Annotated in this window: 17 protein-coding genes; 11 read left to right on the forward strand and 6 right to left on the reverse strand. The window is 70.3% G+C overall.

Annotated elements, in window-relative coordinates; genetic code table 11:
• The first annotated feature begins 254 nt into the window (after positions 1 to 254).
• The 4 genes from MKK58_RS17405 to MKK58_RS17420 all read left to right on the forward strand — a co-directional run bounded on the left by MKK58_RS17405 (position 255) and on the right by MKK58_RS17420 (position 5,245).
• Positions 255 to 1,568 carry a dihydroorotase gene (locus MKK58_RS17405; protein WP_243913296.1) on the forward strand — a complete coding sequence of 438 codons (1,314 nt, stop codon included), beginning with the start codon at positions 255 to 257 and terminating at the stop codon, positions 1,566 to 1,568.
• A complete protein-coding gene (plsY, locus tag MKK58_RS17410) occupies positions 1,565 to 2,173 on the forward strand; it encodes a glycerol-3-phosphate 1-O-acyltransferase PlsY (protein WP_409565264.1) in 609 nt (202 codons plus the stop codon). The genes MKK58_RS17405 and plsY overlap by 4 nt, the downstream gene beginning before the upstream one ends.
• A gap of 33 nt (positions 2,174 to 2,206) precedes the next feature.
• On the forward strand, positions 2,207 to 3,400 hold the full coding sequence (gene dprA / locus MKK58_RS17415; protein ID WP_243913298.1) for a DNA-processing protein DprA: 1,194 nt from the start codon (positions 2,207 to 2,209) through the stop codon (positions 3,398 to 3,400).
• A 102-nt stretch (positions 3,401 to 3,502) separates the two neighbouring features.
• Entirely contained in the window at positions 3,503 to 5,245 is a 1,743-nt protein-coding gene (locus MKK58_RS17420; RefSeq protein WP_243913300.1) for a flagellin, read from the forward strand.
• A gap of 13 nt (positions 5,246 to 5,258) precedes the next feature.
• On the opposite strand, the gene ruvX is transcribed toward MKK58_RS17420, so the two are convergent.
• Positions 5,259 to 5,762: a Holliday junction resolvase RuvX gene (gene ruvX / locus MKK58_RS17425; RefSeq protein ID WP_243913302.1), complete on the reverse strand. Its 504-nt coding sequence runs from the start codon at positions 5,760 to 5,762 to the stop codon at positions 5,259 to 5,261.
• Between the two features lie 70 nt (positions 5,763 to 5,832).
• Entirely contained in the window at positions 5,833 to 6,378 is a 546-nt protein-coding gene (locus MKK58_RS17430) for an SMI1/KNR4 family protein (RefSeq protein ID WP_243913304.1), read from the reverse strand.
• Positions 6,379 to 6,491: 113 nt separating this feature from the next.
• Here MKK58_RS17430 and MKK58_RS17435 point away from each other — a divergent pair, with 113 nt between their 5' ends.
• The 7 genes from MKK58_RS17435 (at position 6,492) to MKK58_RS17465 (ending at position 11,687) form a co-directional block, all read left to right on the forward strand.
• Positions 6,492 to 6,665 (forward strand): hypothetical protein, encoded by a 174-nt coding sequence (locus tag MKK58_RS17435; protein ID WP_243913306.1) that lies wholly within the window; start codon positions 6,492 to 6,494, stop codon positions 6,663 to 6,665.
• A gap of 133 nt (positions 6,666 to 6,798) precedes the next feature.
• Complete coding sequence (gatC, locus tag MKK58_RS17440) at positions 6,799 to 7,086, forward strand: Asp-tRNA(Asn)/Glu-tRNA(Gln) amidotransferase subunit GatC (protein ID WP_243913308.1); 288 nt, start codon at positions 6,799 to 6,801, stop codon at positions 7,084 to 7,086.
• Positions 7,087 to 7,205: 119 nt separating this feature from the next.
• A complete protein-coding gene (gene gatA / locus MKK58_RS17445) occupies positions 7,206 to 8,687 on the forward strand; it encodes an Asp-tRNA(Asn)/Glu-tRNA(Gln) amidotransferase subunit GatA (protein ID WP_243913310.1) in 1,482 nt (493 codons plus the stop codon).
• Between the two features lie 10 nt (positions 8,688 to 8,697).
• Positions 8,698 to 8,997, forward strand: coding sequence for a hypothetical protein (locus tag MKK58_RS17450; RefSeq protein ID WP_243913312.1), 300 nt, complete (start codon positions 8,698 to 8,700; stop codon positions 8,995 to 8,997).
• A gap of 85 nt (positions 8,998 to 9,082) precedes the next feature.
• Positions 9,083 to 10,555 carry an Asp-tRNA(Asn)/Glu-tRNA(Gln) amidotransferase subunit GatB gene (gene gatB / locus MKK58_RS17455; protein WP_243913314.1) on the forward strand — a complete coding sequence of 491 codons (1,473 nt, stop codon included), beginning with the start codon at positions 9,083 to 9,085 and terminating at the stop codon, positions 10,553 to 10,555.
• A gap of 63 nt (positions 10,556 to 10,618) precedes the next feature.
• Positions 10,619 to 11,095: a GrpB family protein gene (locus tag MKK58_RS17460; RefSeq protein WP_409565266.1), complete on the forward strand. Its 477-nt coding sequence runs from the start codon at positions 10,619 to 10,621 to the stop codon at positions 11,093 to 11,095.
• 67 nt (positions 11,096 to 11,162) lie between these two features.
• A complete protein-coding gene (locus MKK58_RS17465; protein WP_243913318.1) occupies positions 11,163 to 11,687 on the forward strand; it encodes a GNAT family N-acetyltransferase in 525 nt (174 codons plus the stop codon).
• A 446-nt stretch (positions 11,688 to 12,133) separates the two neighbouring features.
• On the opposite strand, the gene MKK58_RS17470 is transcribed toward MKK58_RS17465, so the two are convergent.
• The 4 genes from MKK58_RS17470 to MKK58_RS17485 form a co-directional block, all read right to left on the reverse strand.
• On the reverse strand, positions 12,134 to 12,907 hold the full coding sequence (locus MKK58_RS17470) for a DUF1223 domain-containing protein (RefSeq protein ID WP_243913320.1): 774 nt from the start codon (positions 12,905 to 12,907) through the stop codon (positions 12,134 to 12,136).
• Between the two features lie 7 nt (positions 12,908 to 12,914).
• A complete protein-coding gene (locus tag MKK58_RS17475) occupies positions 12,915 to 13,922 on the reverse strand; it encodes a lipid A biosynthesis lauroyl acyltransferase (protein ID WP_243913322.1) in 1,008 nt (335 codons plus the stop codon).
• A 91-nt stretch (positions 13,923 to 14,013) separates the two neighbouring features.
• A complete protein-coding gene (locus MKK58_RS17480) occupies positions 14,014 to 15,036 on the reverse strand; it encodes a zinc-binding dehydrogenase (protein ID WP_243913324.1) in 1,023 nt (340 codons plus the stop codon).
• A gap of 109 nt (positions 15,037 to 15,145) precedes the next feature.
• Positions 15,146 to 15,424, reverse strand: coding sequence for an SH3 domain-containing protein (locus MKK58_RS17485; protein WP_243913326.1), 279 nt, complete (start codon positions 15,422 to 15,424; stop codon positions 15,146 to 15,148).
• Positions 15,425 to 15,430: the final 6 nt, after the last annotated feature.

Consider the following 15,430-nt stretch of genomic DNA (forward strand, 5'->3'; position numbering starts at 1 on the left):
CTTGACGCCGCGCCGTGGGCGGCCGAAACGCGGTGAAACGATCCAAGACCGCGACAGAGCAAGGATTTTCAGGTGCCTCGCTTATCCGACGATCTCATGCTGTTTGCGCCGAACCTGAACCCTCCCCCCTCTGCGGGGGAGGGTGCTTGCGGAGCAGGCGGGAGAGGGGCAGCGCCGCTTGCTCCGGATAAACCTGAGCCGGCCCCTCTCCCGGTCGCTCCGCGACCACCCTCTCCCGCAGAGGGGAGAGGGTGATGAACGTTCGCCCCATCCTCCTGACCAACGCCACGCTCTGCGATCCAGCCACGGGCCGGCAGGCGCCCGGCCACGTCCTCGTGCGCGACGGGCTCATCCACGATGTCGGCTGGAGCCCCCTCGCCGGTGTGCCGGACGAGGCCGAGACCATCGATTGCGGCGGCCACGTCCTCAGCCCCGGCCTCATCGATCTGCGCGCGTTCGTGGGCGAGCCTGGGGCCGAGCATCGCGAGACCCTGGCCAGCGCCAGCGCGGCCGCCGCCGCCGGCGGCGTCACCACCCTGGTCTGCATGCCCGACACCAACCCGGTCATCGACGGGCCGGCCATCGTCGATTTCGTCCTGCGCCGGGCGCGGGACACCGCGAGCGTCAACGTCCTGCCGGCCGCCGCCATCACCAAGGGGCTGGCCGGCCACGAGATGACCGAGTTCGGCCTGCTTCAGGAAGCCGGGGCGGTCGCCTTCACGGACGGCCTCAAGGCGGTGCGCAACGCCCAGGTGATGCGGCGGGCGATGACCTATGCCCGCGATTTCGGCGCCCTGCTGATGCAGCACGTGGAGGAGCCGGACCTCGTCGGCGACGGCGTGATGAACGAGGGCGAGATGGCCACGCGGCTCGGGCTCCTCGGCATCCCGCGCGAGGCCGAGACCGTGATGCTGGAGCGCGACATCCGCCTCGTGCGCCTCACCGGCGCCCGCTACCACGCGGCGATGATCTCCTGTGCCGATTCGGTCGAGATCGTGCGCCGCGCCAAGGCGGACGGCCTGCCCGTCACCTGCGGCGCCTCGGTGAACAACCTCGTGCTCAACGAGGGCGACATCGGCCATTACCGCACCTTCTGCCGGCTCTCGCCGCCCCTGCGCCACGAGACCGACCGGCTCGCCCTGGTGGCGGCCCTCAACGAAGGCGTGATCGACGTCGTCGTCTCCGACCACAACCCGCAGGACGTCGAGACCAAGCGCCTGCCCTTCGCCGAGGCGGCAGACGGGGCGCTGGGCATCGAGACGCTGCTGGGCGCCGCCCTCCGGCTGGTCCATACCGGCGATATCAGCCTGCCGCGCCTGCTCGCGGCCCTGACCGCCAGCCCGGCGGATCTTCTCGGGCGGCGGGCCGGTCGCCTCGCGGCCGGAGCCGCCGCCGACCTCGTGCTGATCGATCCCGACCTGCCCTACGTCCTCGACAAGCGGACCCTGAAGTCCCGCTCGAAGAATTCGCCCTTCGACGAAGCCCGCCTGCAAGGGGCCGCGATCCTCACGATGGTGGCGGGACGCATCGTGTTCCGCGCGCCTGCCGAGAGCGAGGCCGCCGCGTGATCGCCCTCGACGCTCTGCCCTGGCCCCTCCTGCTGGCGTCGCTGGCGGGGGGCTACCTCCTCGGCTCGATCCCGTTCGGGCTGATCCTGACCCGCTTCGCCGGCCTCGGCGACGTGCGGGCGATCGGGTCGGGCAACATCGGCGCCACCAACGTGCTGCGCACCGGCCGCAAGGGCCTCGCGGCCGCCACCCTGCTGGGCGACGCGCTGAAGGGCACGCTCGCGGTCGTGATCGCCGGCCGTTTCGGAACCGAGACCGCGCTGGTCGCCGGCCTCGGCGCCTTCCTCGGGCACCTGTTTCCGGTCTGGCTCGGGTTCAAGGGCGGCAAGGGGGTGGCGACCTTCCTGGGCATCCTGCTCGCCCTGAGCCCGCCCGGCCTCCTGGCCTTCGCGGCCATCTGGCTCGGCCTCGCCTTCACGCTGAAATACTCGTCCCTCGCGGCCCTGGCGGCCTCGGCCCTGACGCCCCTGGTCCTGTGGACGCTGGGACAGCCTTCGGTTGCAATTTTGTTTCTCCTGCTCGCCGCCCTGCTATGGTGGAAGCACGCGCCCAACATCCGCCGGCTCATCGACGGAACCGAGGGGCGCATCGGGCAGAAGGGCTGAGGCCCGAGCGCCCGCTCCGGAGGGGGAGGGCGAATGCAGCTCACCGATGGCCAGCGCCTCGACTGGCTGCGCCTGATCCGCAGCGAGGGGGTCGGCCCGCGCACGTTCCGGACCCTCATCAACCGCTTCGGCGGGGCCGGCGCCGCCCTGGAGGCCCTGCCGACGCTCACCGGCCGCAGCGGTCGGCGCATCACCCCGCCGAGCCGGGCGGAGGCGGAAGGCGAGATCGCCGCCGCCGCCCGCCTCGGCGCCCGCCTCGTCGCGCTCGGGGAGGCGGCCTACCCGAGGCTGCTTCAGGCGGCCGATTCGGCGCCGCCGCTCATCGCCATCCGGGGCGAGGCCGCGATCCTGGACCGGCCCGCCATCGCCATCGTCGGCTCGCGCAACGCCTCCGCCGCCGGCCTCGCCTTCACCGAGCGCCTCGCCCGCGGGCTCGGGGAGGCGGGGCTCGTCGTGGTCTCCGGGCTGGCGCGCGGCATCGACGCCCGCGCCCACCGGGCCGCCCTGGTGCCCGGCACGGCGGCGGTGCTGGCGGGGGGACACGATCGGATCTACCCGGCCAACCACGCCGCCCTGGTGGAGGCGATCCTGGAAGCCGGCGGCGCCGTCCTCGCCGAGATGCCGATGGGTTGGGAGCCGCGCGGGCGCGACTTTCCCCGGCGCAATCGCATCATCTCGGGGCTGGCCTACGGCACCGTGGTGGTGGAGGCCGCCCGCCGCTCGGGCTCGCTGATCACCGCCCGCTTCGCCCTGGAGCAGGGCCGCGAGGTCTTCGCCGTGCCGGGCTCCCCCCTCGACCCGCGTGCGGAGGGCACCAACGACCTGATCCGCCAAGGTGCGACCCTGGTGGCGGAGGTGGCCCACGTCACGGAGGCGATCGCGCCGCTGCTGGAAGAGGGCACCCGGAAGCAAGGAGGCGGCTTCGAACAGGGGGCGGACACCCTGGCCCTCGATCGTCCGGACCTCGCCGAGGGATCGATCTTCTGGGACGAACTCGACGTCGACGGCCCCGGGCCGACCCTCTTCCCCGAGGCTCCGGAGGCGGCCGAACCGGCGGACGACCGGGCCCGCCTGATCGGCTTTCTCAGCCCGACGCCCATCGGGACCGACGAGCTCGCGCGGGCCGCCGGCCTCAGCGTCCGCGTCGTCCAGACCACGCTGCTCGAACTCGAACTCGACGGCCGCATCGAGCGGCACGGCAGCGGAACGGTCTCCCTGCTCGGCTGACGGTCGAGGCAGGGTCTCGTCATCCTTAACGGTGTCTTGAGACACAGGCGTTAACCAAGACGGGACGGTGGCCGAGAAGCCGCCCCAGAGGATGCGCGCTCCGTGACCAGCCTGCTGACCAACAACGCCGCCCTGACGGCGCTGACGACGCTGAAGGCGATCAACCAGCATCTGGACGTCACGAGCAAGCGTGTGTCCACCGGCCAGCGCGTCACGGACAGCGCCGACAACGCGGCCTATTGGTCGATCGCCACCAGCGTCCGCACGGACAACGCCGCGCTCGGGTCGATCAAGGATTCCCTCGGCCTCGGGGCCTCGGCGGTGGACACCGCCTATAACGGTCTCACCAGCGTCCTGTCGGACCTCCAGAACCTGCGCGCCAAGCTCCAGACCGCTCTCCAGCCGGGCGTCGACCGGGCCAAGGTGCAGACCGAGATCGCCGCGATCCAGGACAAGATGAAGGCCACCGCCAGTTCCTCCACGGCGAGCGGACAGAACTGGCTCGCGACGGATTCCTCGCCCGCCAACGCGGCCTATCGGCCGACGCAGAGCGTGGTCGCTGGGTTCTCCCGCGACAGGACCGGCACGGTGACGTTCTCGCGGGTCGACATCGACGTTGCGGCGATCCGGCTCTACGATTCCGGCGGCGCCAGCGTGACCCGGCCGGCCTCCGGCGCGCGTCAGACGGCGCAGATGGCCCTGGCCGGCTCGCCCGGCTTCGCCCCCGGCGGCACGGCGGATTTCAGCGGGACCAACGAGGTCGCGATCCGCCTCACCGGTTCGGCCGGCATCGGCACCCTGGTGCTGAACCGGACGAACCTCGCCGCCGCCGTCAAGGACCTCGCCAAGGTGACGACCGACGAGGTGGTGAGCGCCCTCAACAATCAGATCGCGGCCTCGCCCTCCCTGCGGGGCAACGTGACCGCATCCCTCGACGACGGGGGCAGGCTCCGCTTCGAGACGACGGCGACCGGTGCCGGCTCCGCCCTGAACATCCTGTCCGGAACCGCGGGCGGCACCTGGCTCGACCTCGGTCTGGGGGCGAACGGCGGCACCGCCCTCTACCGGCCGGCGGTCGTGGCGACGCCCTACGCGCCCATCGACCTGTCGGGCGCCGCGACGAAGTCGATCACGGTGAGCGACGGCGCAACCAGCCAGACGGTCACCCTGACCGCCGCGAGCTTACCGGCCCCGGCGAACCCAGCGGCCGTCAGCATCACGGAGATCCGCAACCTCCTCAATGCCAGCCTTGCGGCGCAGGGCAGCCCCCTCGCGTTCGGCCTCTCCGGCCCGGAGAACGCACCCGACCGCCTCATTCTCCTCGGAGCGAGCGGTGGCCCCACAGGCAGTGCGACGATCACGGGCCCCGACACGGCAGCCTTCGGCTTCACCAACGGTCAGACCGGACTCGGCGCCACGGGGCTCAACGGCAGCGCGCGCATCTCGGTCTACGGCAGCGATGCGGTGACGACCACGACCAAGGGCATCCTCGACACCACGAACCCCGCGGGTGTCTCGATCGGCACGATCAATATTTCGGCCCTCGCCGGCACCGCCGGCGACGCGACCCTGTCGGCCCTGATCACGCAGGTGGACAAGGCCATCTCCAGCGTCACCAACGCGGGCACGAAGCTCGGCGCCAACAAGACCCAGATCGACGGCCAGAAGAGTTTCGTGGACACGCTGATGAAGGCCAACGACCGGACCATCGGCATCCTGGTGGATTCCGACGTCGAAGAGGAGTCGACCAAGCTGAAGGCGCTCCAGACCCAGCAGCAGCTGGCCGTTCAGGCCCTCGGCATCGCCAACGGCGCCTCGGCGGGCGTCCTCTCGCTGTTCCGCTGAACGGGATCGCGGATCAGGCTTCGCTCTCGTCGTCGTCCTCCGCCGCCTCGCCGAGGGCGCGCCGCATCTGGTCCAGGCAGCCCTGGAGGATGTAGGCGGCGGCCAGCATGTCCACCACCTCGCCGCGCTTGGCCCGCGAGGCATCCGCCGCGATCAGCGCGCGGGTGACGGCGGCGGTGGAGAGGCGCTCGTCGCAATAGAGGACGGGCAGAGGCAGCAGCGGCTTCATGTTGCGCACGAAGGAGCGGGTCGACTGGACCCGCACGCCCTCGCTGCCGTCCATGTTCAGGGGCAGGCCGATGACGAGGCCGCCGACCCCGTGCATTTCGCACAGGGTCCGCAGACGCGCCACGTCGGGGGTGAACTTGACCCGCCGGATCGTCTCCAGGGGCGAAGCGATCTGGCGGCCGACATCCGACAGGGCGAGACCGATCGTCTTCGTGCCGAGATCGATCCCGATCAGGCGGGGGCCGCCCCGCGAGGCCTCCGCGAAGGCCCGCATCTCGGCCTCGTCCATGTCCGTCCCGCTCCCGTGATGGCACCCCTCCTGCGCGATCCGCCTCCGGCCGGCAAGGGGCTGCGTCCCGTCAGTGCAGCCCGGCCGAGCCCGCGGTGCCGTCGCCCACGAAGGAAGCGGGCAGGGGCTCGGCGCCCATGCCGAGGATGCCGCGTACCGCCGGGCCCCGGCTGCGCCGCATGAGGTCGACGAGGTCGGCGCCACCGAAGCGGATCGATTCGAGGTCGGCGCCCAGCACCCAGATCTCGTACTCGTCGCGCCCCGGCACCACGTCCCAGAACAGGAATTCGCCGGCCTCCGTCTGGCCGAAGAAGCAGGCGCGCTCGATCACGCTCGGGTCGTCGCCCTCCACCTCGAAGCGGTGTCCCTCGCGCCCCTCCAGCACCGCCGCGATGCTGTGGGCGATCAACTCGGAGCGCCCGACGAGGTCGGTCTCCGGATCCGCGCCCGGGATCGCCACGCGGAAATGGCCGTTCGCGAGCCCGGCCCCGAGGGTCCGGCAAAAGGCGCGGTAGCTCTCCGGCAGCGCGAAGCCGAGTTCGGCCTCGGCGCGGTCGAGGTCGGCCGCCCCCGCGAGGGGGCCCGGCGCGCAGGGCTCGAAGACCGTCTCCCACATCTGAATCGCTCCCTCCGGCCCGTTAACGTTACCAAAGCGTATCCTTACCCTTGCGCGGACCCCATCGGCCAGAGCATCGTTAATCGTTCGTTAACGTCTCGGATGCCGTCCGCATGAGCCCGCCCGATTCCCGCCCCGCGCGCCGCAAGATGCCGCTGCGGCACAAGCTGATGCTGGCGCTGGCCTGCGAGATCCTGCTCGTCGGCTTCCAGCAGGCGGACCTGCGGTCGCGCCAGACCGGGATCCTCATCGAGGTGCCGGCCGTGGCGCACCACCGCATCGCCTGAGCCTCGCCGGCCCGCGCGAAAGGCCGGCCGGCGTTGCGAGCGCGCGAGGGCGGGTGCTATAGCCCGGCGCGACGCCCCATCGCCCGCCAACCCCGCCGGGCTGCGGATGGGTGCCCGAGGAACTGAAGACAGCATGTCGGTCGACGCAACGACGGTGAGGCGCATCGCGCACCTGGCGCGCATCGCGGTGAGCGAGGACGAGGTCGCCCCCCTGCAGGGCGAACTCAACGCGATCCTGGCCTTCGTCGAGCAACTCGGTGCCGTCGACGTGACGGGGGTCGAGCCCATGACCTCGGTCACCCCGATGGCGATGAAGAAGCGGGCCGACGTGGTCACCGACGGGGCCAAGGCCGACGCCATCGTGGCCAACGCGCCCGAGACCGAGGACCACTACTTCCTCGTGCCCAAGGTCGTCGAGTAGGCGCACGCCGCCGACCCCGAACCCGGCCGCCCCGCGGGACGGTCCGCCCGGCGCCCACGCGATGGCGACGGCGGAGCACCCGGGACCCATCAGGACGAGCGCCCAGGACTCTCCCGCACATGACCACGCTGAACGAACTCACCCTGGCGGAGGCCCGCGACGGGCTCAAGGCCAAGAATTTCTCCGCCGCCGACCTGACCCGCGCGCATCTCGACGCCATGGAAAAGGCCCGGGCCCTGAACGCCTACCTCGTCGAGACCCCCGACCGGGCCCTGGCCATGGCCGAGGCGGCGGATGCGCGGATCGCCGCTGGCGAGGCTCGTCCGCTGGACGGCATCCCGCTGGGGATCAAGGACCTGTTCTGCACGGAGGGCGTGGCGACCACCGCCGGCTCGAAGATCCTCGAAGGGTTCACGCCCGCCTACGAATCCGCCGTGACCGCCAACCTCTGGCGCGACGGCGCCGTGATGCTCGGCAAGCTCAACCTCGACGAGTTCGCCATGGGCTCGTCCAACGAGACCTCCGCCTACGGCGACGCCGTCTCGCCCTGGCGGCGGGCCGGGTCGGAGACGAAGCTGGTGCCCGGCGGCTCCTCCGGCGGCTCGGCGGCGGCGGTGGCGGCCCATCTCTGCCTCGGCGCCACCGCGACGGACACGGGCGGCTCGATCCGCCAGCCCGCCGCCTTCACCGGCACGGTCGGCATCAAGCCGACCTACGGCCGCTGCTCGCGCTGGGGCACGGTGGCGTACGCCTCGTCCCTGGACCAGGCCGGCCCGATCGCCCGCACGGTGCGCGACTGCGCCATCCTGCTCGGCTCGATGGCGGGCCAGGATTCGCGCGACACCACCTGCGCCGACCTGCCCGTGCCCGACTTCGAGGCGGCGGTGGCGCGGGGCGTGAAGGGGCTGACCATCGGCATTCCGAAGGAGTACCGGGTCGAGGGCATGTCCGCCGAGATCCAGGCGCTCTGGGACCGGGGCGCCGAGATGCTCCGGGATGCCGGCGCCACGATCCGCGAGATCTCGCTGCCGCACACGCAATACGCGCTGCCGGCCTACTACATCGTCGCTCCCGCCGAGGCCTCCTCGAACCTCGCCCGCTACGACGGCGTGCGCTACGGCCTGCGCGTGCCCGGCAAGGACATCGCGGGCCTCTACGAGAACACCCGTGCGGCGGGCTTCGGCCGCGAGGTGAAGCGCCGCATCATGATCGGCACCTACGTGCTCTCGGCGGGCTACTACGATGCCTATTACGTCCGCGCGCAGCGCATCCGCACCCTGATCAAGCGCGACTTCGAAGAGGCCTACGCCTCCGGCATCGACGCGATCCTGACGCCCGCCACCCCGTCGGCCGCCTTCGGCATCGGCGAGAAGGGCTCGGGCGACCCCGTGGAGATGTACCTGCAGGACGTCTTCACCATCACGGTAAACATGGCGGGCCTGCCCGGCATCTCGGTGCCGGCCGGTCTCGACGCGCAGGGCCTGCCTCTCGGGCTCCAGCTCATCGGCCGGCCCTTCGACGAGGAGACGCTGTTCGCCGCCGCCCAGGTGATCGAGGAGGCCGCCGGACGGACCAAGCTGCCCGCCGCGTGGTGGGCATGAGGCGCGCCCGATGACCGTCCCGGTCTATCCCTTCGACGTCTGGATCTGGGCCGCCTTCGATCCGGTGCTGATCGCCATCGCCCTGGTGATGGGCTGGAAGTCGGACCAGTTCGTGAAGGTCATCCTCGTGTCGCTGATGGCCTTCGCGGTCTCGGTGCTGGTGTCGTGGGCCGTCACGGCCATCGGCATTCCCTGGCCGGCGCCGGTGAGCCACGACGGGCCGACCTTCTTCCCCATCCGCTGGATCGCCGGCTTCCTCTGGGGCGCCCTGGGGTTCCTGGCGCACCAGCTCTACCGCCTGCGCGCTTGACCGCGCCGGCCGGTCCTTACACCTTCGATGACTTGCACCCTTCCGGCGCTCACTCGCGCCCCGCAGCACTGATTTTCGGGCCATCATGACCGCAGCCGTGAACCCCAAAAAGCTCATCAAGGGCGGCCTGCATGACTGGGAGGTCGTGATCGGCATGGAGATCCACGCCCAGGTCACGAGCCGCTCCAAGCTGTTCTCTGGCGCCTCGACGGAATTCGGCGGCGAGCCGAACGACCATGTCTCCCTGGTGGACGCGGCCATGCCCGGCATGCTGCCGGTCATCAACGAGGCGTGCGTGGCCCAGGCGGTGCGCACGGGCCTCGGCCTGAAGGCGCAGATCAACCACCGCTCGGTGTTCGACCGGAAGAACTACTTCTACCCGGACCTGCCGCAGGGCTACCAGATCAGCCAGTTCAAGGACCCGATCGTCGGCGAGGGCGAGGTGCTGGTCGATTTGCCCGAGGGCGAGACCATCACGGTGGGCATCGAGCGGCTGCATCTCGAACAGGATGCCGGCAAGTCCCTGCACGACCAGAACCCGACCCAGAGCTTCGTCGACCTCAACCGCTCGGGCGTCGCCCTGATGGAGATCGTCTCGCGGCCGGATCTCCGCTCGTCGGAGGAGGCGCGCGCCTACGTGACCAAGCTGCGCACCATCCTGCGCTACCTCGGCACCTGCGACGGCGACATGGAGAAGGGCTCGCTCCGGGCCGACGTGAACGTCTCGGTGCGCAAGCCCGGGGACCCGCTCGGCACCCGCTGCGAGATCAAGAACGTCAACTCGATCCGCTTCATCGGCCAGGCCATCGAAACCGAAGCCCGGCGCCAGATCGCCATCATCGAGGATGGCGGCACGATCTCCCAGGAGACCCGCCTGTTCGATCCGGGCAAGGGCGAGACCCGCTCCATGCGCTCCAAGGAAGAGGCGCACGATTACCGCTACTTCCCCGACCCGGACCTGCTGCCGCTCGAATTCGACCAGGCCTACGTGGACGCGCTGGCCGCCGGCCTGCCGGAACTGCCCGACGCCAAGAAGGCGCGCTTCATCGAGACCTATGGCCTCAGCGCCTACGATGCCGGCGTGCTCATCGCCGAGCGCGCCTCGGCCGACTACTTCGAGGCGGTGGCCAAGGGCCGCGACGGCAAGGCCGCGGCGAACTGGGTCATCAACGAGCTGTTCGGCCGCCTCAACAAGGAAGGCCACAGCATCGAGACGAGCCCGGTCTCGGCGACCCAACTCGGCGCCATCGTCGACCTCATCGGAGAGGGCGTCATCTCCGGCAAGATCGCCAAGGACCTGTTCGAGATCGTCTGGTCCGAGGGCGGTGACCCGCGCGGGATCGTCGAATCGCGCGGCATGAAGCAGGTCACCGACACCGGCGCCATCGAGGCCGCCGTGGACGACATCATCGCCAAGAACCCCGACAAGGTCGCCCAGGCGAAGGAGAAGCCGACCCTGCTCGGCTGGTTCGTCGGCCAGACCATGAAGGCCACCGGCGGCAAGGCCAACCCGGCGGCGGTGAACGCCCTGCTGAAGGCCAAGCTCGGGATCGATTAAGGGACGGCGGGACCCGTCCCCCCTCGCCGGGAGGGCAGGATTTCGGACGCGGATCACCTTCGCCTGGTCGCGGAGACCGAGGGCACGGCCGCCCTTGCGGACGCGCTCTACGCCCGCATCCGGAGCGTGCTTCGCCCCGCGCTGCCCCCTTCGGCCGACATTCGGCATGTGGGCGCGACCGCCATTCCGGGATGCCTGACGAAGGGCGACCTCGACCTCGTGGTGCGGGTCGACGCGGCGGATTTTCCCACGGCCGAGGCCTGCCTCGCGGCGCGGTTCGCCCGCAATGCCGGCTCGATTCGAACGGCGGATTTCGCCGCGTTCGCGGATGACGGGCAGCCCCTTCCCCTCGGCATCCAATTGACCGTCAAGGGCGGCCCCTTCGACGTCTTCCACCACTTCGCCGACGCCCTGCGCGGGGACGCCCGGCTGCTGGAGCGCTACAACACCCTCAAGACACGCTGCGACGGATTGCCGATGGACGCCTATCGCGCCGAGAAAGCGCGCTTCATCGCAGGGGTTCTGGATCGATTACGTTGAAGGTCCTGCTGGAGGCGATGCCGGAGATCCAACCTGCTCCTGCCACTCTCACGACGAGGATGGTGTCTTGAATCCCCGGTCTACTGATACGATCCGCCGGCTACGACCGACCGATGCGGCAGCTTTCCGAACGCTGCGTCTCGACGGCCTCGCTCGCCATCCGGAGGCCTTCGGCGCATCTTGGGAGGCCGAAGTCGAACAACCGCTCGCTTGGTTTGCCGCTACCCTAGAGAACCATGCTGTATTCGGCGCTTGGCGCACCGGCGATGGACTCGTCGGCATAGCTGGTCTGTATATCCCAGACGCCATGAAGCTTCGGCATAAAGGTACGCTCTGGGGTGTCTTCGTGAGACCAGACGCGCGCCGATCCGGCATCGCAACGTCGCTCATCAGGGCCGTGATCGACCATGCGGCGACCTGCGTTGAAGACGTCAGTCTGTCTGTTGGAGCAACCAATGCAACCGCGCTCCGGTGCTACGAAGCCGCGGGTTTCGTATCGTACGGCCTTGAGCCGCGTGCCCTGAAGATTGCCAACACATACTATGCGGAAGTCTTGATGGTCTTACCCATCAAACAATCCGATCAGGGTTGACGATTCGGCGGCGGAAGCGGCCGAGGTGGGGCTGGTGCATGTCCGAAGGCGTGCCGTATGGCCGCTTCTGCGCCCCGAGAGACCGCTTCCGTCCCGTAATTCGCGTGTGCGCTGCTCAACGTCCGGGTCGAATCAGCCCCGGATGATCGTCGCAGCCGCCTGCTGGGGTGGCGTCATTCCCAAATCTCCTGCGTCTCGTCGGTCGTGATCGTCAGACGATCAAGGCCTCCTCGTTGCTTGAGCTGTGCTTTGCCGTCGAAGCACCACATCAAGGTGCGACCCAATCGGGGATACGTCAAGGGCTGTTTTTACGATTCGGCGACTGTATTCATTCCTGCCGAAATACGCTTAAAAGTTCGTTCCGGGACAGGCGCTTGAGGGCATGGCCGCTCCGCCGGCAGGCTTCTTGTCCTGGCGGGCACGATCTCGGCAGCTCGGCGTGCCGCTCAGAAACCCGGGGCCTTGGCGGCGCCGAGGATACGGCTCGGGCGCCCATCATTTCCACCCTGGAGGACCACCACGTAGGAATCCGCCTCCGGCACCCGCGCGGCGTGGCGCGGGATCTCGAAATGCTCCGGCCGTCCGGTCCAAGTGCCGATGCGCTGCATGCCGCGGACGACGTTGATGTAGTCGAAGACCTGCCCCTTGTTCTCGCCGCCCCCGATGGAGACCCGGCGACGCCGCATCACCGGCAGCAGCCAGAGGTCGGCCTGGGCCTCCGGACCGGTGCCGGTGCCGACATCGATGCAGATCCGGTCGCCTTCTTCCCAGCTCTTGACCGTCACTTGGCTCGCGCTGCTCGCCCGCGCCCGGCGCAGGGCCCGCTCCAGGGAAATCCGGTCCGAGCGGATCATCGAGGGCTCGCCGTTGACGATGGCCTGGGGCGTGAAGACCTGCCGCTCCCCGCGCAGGGACGCGTAGGCGCGCTGCCGCGCCGTGAATGCCGCCTGGCCGTAGGCGTCCTTCCAGCCGAGATAGTCCCAGTAGGTGATGGGGAAGGTGAGGGCGATGACACCGGGTTCCCGGGCGAAGTCGCCGAGCACCCGCGAGGCGGGCTGGCACGAGGCGCAGCCCTGGCTGGTGTAGAGCTCGATGACCACGGGGTGGCGCTCCCCCGCCTCCGCCGGCGTCGAGCCACCCGCGAGGGTCCCGAGCAGGAGGAGCGCGAGGCCCAGGGTCGCGGTGCGGCGGGAGCGAGGCTGCGGCGCGGGCCGGTTCATGATCGGGTCACGATACCGCCGCCGGGCCCGGCGTGGGGATCACGGTGCCTCGATCGTCCGGCGGCGCGGGGTCCGCCTTCGCCTTGGGCAGCATGTTGGGGCGCCAGCGGCGGTGCATCCAGAGCCACTGGCCTGGATTCTCGCGGATCCAGTCCTCGATCGTGCGCGTCATCATCTGCATCGCGCCCTGGACGTCGATGGCGCCTTGCGCGTCCCGCGGCAGGTCGAGGGGCGGGGTCAGTTCGAGATGGAAGCGGGTGCCCTCGCGGCGGATCACCCGCACTCCGTGAACGGGACACTCGTAGTGGCGGGCGAGCTTGGCCAGCAGCGGATTGACGAGGACCGGCCGGCCGAAGAACTCCACCACGACGCCGCGGGTGAAGTGCTGGTCGATGAGCTGGCCGAGATGGCCGCCACGGTCCACCACCCCCTGCATGGCGAAGACCGCGCCCTGGCCCGAGGCCGCCAGGCCGCCCATGGTCTGGCGCCGCACCTCCTGCACGAGGCGAGCAGCGGCGGCATCGTTGGGCGGCCGGAAGATCGCGGTGGCGTCGAGGCCGAACTTGGCGGCGCAGATCGCCGGCAGTTCCCAGTTGGCGAGGTGGGCGGAGAAGATCAGACCGGCCTTGCCGTCGTCGCGCAGGTCCGCGAAATGGCCCTCGCCCTCCACCGTGATGTGCCGGCTCCCCGCGAGGTCCGCCAGATCGAGGTCGAGCAGCGTGTGGAGGTGGGCGTATTCCGCGCCGGTACGGCCGAGATTGTCCCAGGCCTCACGCGCCAGGGCCCGGATCGTGGCCGCGTCGTGCTCGGGGAAGGCCGCCCGCAGGTTGTCCATCGCGGTGCGGTGGGCGGGCAGGAACGGCCCGACCGTGCGGACGAGGCGGCCGCCCACCGCGCTCGCGCGCTCACTCCCCAAGCGTCGGGCCAGCCAGAACAGGGACCGGATCAGCAGGACCATCGCGACCCCGGCAAGCCGGGGCAGCTGACGCTTCAGGACGAGGGCGAGGCGGAGCAAGTCGATTCCCGTGACGCGGGGCGTTCCGGCGACGCCCTCGGCCCCTGGCATAATTCATTTCGACCCGAAGGGCACCCGTGTGCACTGCAACTCAGAGCGTCACCAGGATTTTTCCGAACACCTTGCGAGATTCCAGGCGCTCCAGCCCCTGCGTGAAGTCCGCCAGCGGCAGCACCGTGTCGATCACCGGCGTGATGCCCTGCGCCATCTTGGCCATGGCGTCGCGGATATTGGCCATCGAGCAGCCGAACGAACCGGTGATGCGATATTGCTGCTGGAACAGCTGCATGAGGTTCATGCTGGTGGAGACGCCCGAGGTGGAGCCGCAGGTGACGAGGCGCCCGCCGCGCTTGAGGCACAGGAGCGAACCGTTCCAGGTGTCGGGCCCGACATGCTCGAAGACCACGTCGACGCCCTTGCGCTTGGTCAGACGGCGGACCTCGCCCTCGAAGCGCTCCTCGCGGTAGTTGATGACGTGGTCGGCGCCGAGCGCCCGCGCCTTTTCGCCCTTGGCGTCGTCGCCCACGGTGGTGAACACGGTGCAGCCGATGGCCTTGGCCATCTTGATCGCCGCCGTGCCGATGCCGGAGCCGCCGGCATGCACGAGGATGCTCTCGCCGGGCTCCAGGCGGGCGTTGTCGAACAGCATGTGCTGCACGGTCCCGAAAGCCACGGGCGCGCAGGCGGCGTCGGTGAAGCTGACGCCGTCCGGCATCTTCACCACGAGGCGGGCCTGCATGGTCACGCGCTCGCGGGCGAAGCCGTCGATGTGAAAGCCCATCACGCCGGAGACGTCTTCGCAGAGGTTGTCGCGGCCCTCCCGGCAGGCCTTGCATCGCCCGCAGGTCTGGGCGCCGTACATCGCCACCCGGTCGCCGGGCGCCAGCCCCTCGACGCCCTCGCCGACGCAGACGATCTCGCCCGAAGCCTCGGCCCCCACCGCGAGCGGGAGCTTGCGCTTGGCGAAGGCCATGCCGCGAAAGCCCCAGACGTCGATGAAGTTCAGGCCGACCGCGCGCACGCGGATCTGGACCTCGCCAGGGCCGGGGGCCGCAGGCTCCGCGACATCCTCAAGGCGCAGGTCGCGGTCACCGTGGAGCTGGAGGGCTTGCATGGGGCTCGTTTCTGTTCGCGGGGCACCGTCGACACCCCCGCAGGGGCCGGGCGTTCATGCGCCCCTCGCTATCCTCCGTGGGACGAGGCATCAACCCGCCGGGGCAGTCTCACTCCGGCGAGAGGTAGCGCCGCCGGGCCCAGCCGAGGATCGGGCCGGCCTTGACCCGGCACCAGGTCAGCCCGCTCGGGGTCTCGGCGGTGCAGCCGAAGCCGCGCAGGCGGGCCCCCACGGGGGCCTGACCCAGGGCGGGCGCACCGGCATCGGGCGTCTCGCGAATGCTCAGGGTCTCGCCGCGCGGCAGGCCGTCGACGCGGAACGCCTCGGCCGCGGCGGCGGGGCCGGCGACGAGGAGCACGAGGACCAGCGCGGCGGGAATCGGGACCATGGTCGG

This window comes from Methylobacterium sp. J-078, from assembly GCF_022829285.1.
Classification (GTDB): Bacteria; Pseudomonadota; Alphaproteobacteria; order Rhizobiales; family Beijerinckiaceae; genus Methylobacterium.

Bases quoted from the DNA above. Each gene is read 5' to 3' on its own strand.
- MKK58_RS17450 (WP_243913312.1), top strand. From the start codon at position 8,698: ATGACCGTCCCGGTCTATCCCTTCGACGTCTGGATCTGGGCCGCCTTC.
- MKK58_RS17405 (WP_243913296.1), top strand. From the start codon at position 255: ATGAACGTTCGCCCCATCCTCCTGACCAACGCCACGCTCTGCGATCCA.
- MKK58_RS17430 (WP_243913304.1), bottom strand. From the start codon at position 6,378: ATGTGGGAGACGGTCTTCGAGCCCTGCGCGCCGGGCCCCCTCGCGGGG.
- ruvX (WP_243913302.1), bottom strand. From the start codon at position 5,762: ATGGACGAGGCCGAGATGCGGGCCTTCGCGGAGGCCTCGCGGGGCGGC.
- gatB (WP_243913314.1), top strand. From the start codon at position 9,083: ATGACCGCAGCCGTGAACCCCAAAAAGCTCATCAAGGGCGGCCTGCAT.
- dprA (WP_243913298.1), top strand. From the start codon at position 2,207: ATGCAGCTCACCGATGGCCAGCGCCTCGACTGGCTGCGCCTGATCCGC.
- gatC (WP_243913308.1), top strand. From the start codon at position 6,799: ATGTCGGTCGACGCAACGACGGTGAGGCGCATCGCGCACCTGGCGCGC.
- MKK58_RS17435 (WP_243913306.1), top strand. From the start codon at position 6,492: ATGAGCCCGCCCGATTCCCGCCCCGCGCGCCGCAAGATGCCGCTGCGG.
- MKK58_RS17470 (WP_243913320.1), bottom strand. From the start codon at position 12,907: ATGAACCGGCCCGCGCCGCAGCCTCGCTCCCGCCGCACCGCGACCCTG.
- gatA (WP_243913310.1), top strand. From the start codon at position 7,206: ATGACCACGCTGAACGAACTCACCCTGGCGGAGGCCCGCGACGGGCTC.
- MKK58_RS17485 (WP_243913326.1), bottom strand. From the start codon at position 15,424: ATGGTCCCGATTCCCGCCGCGCTGGTCCTCGTGCTCCTCGTCGCCGGC.
- MKK58_RS17480 (WP_243913324.1), bottom strand. From the start codon at position 15,036: ATGCAAGCCCTCCAGCTCCACGGTGACCGCGACCTGCGCCTTGAGGAT.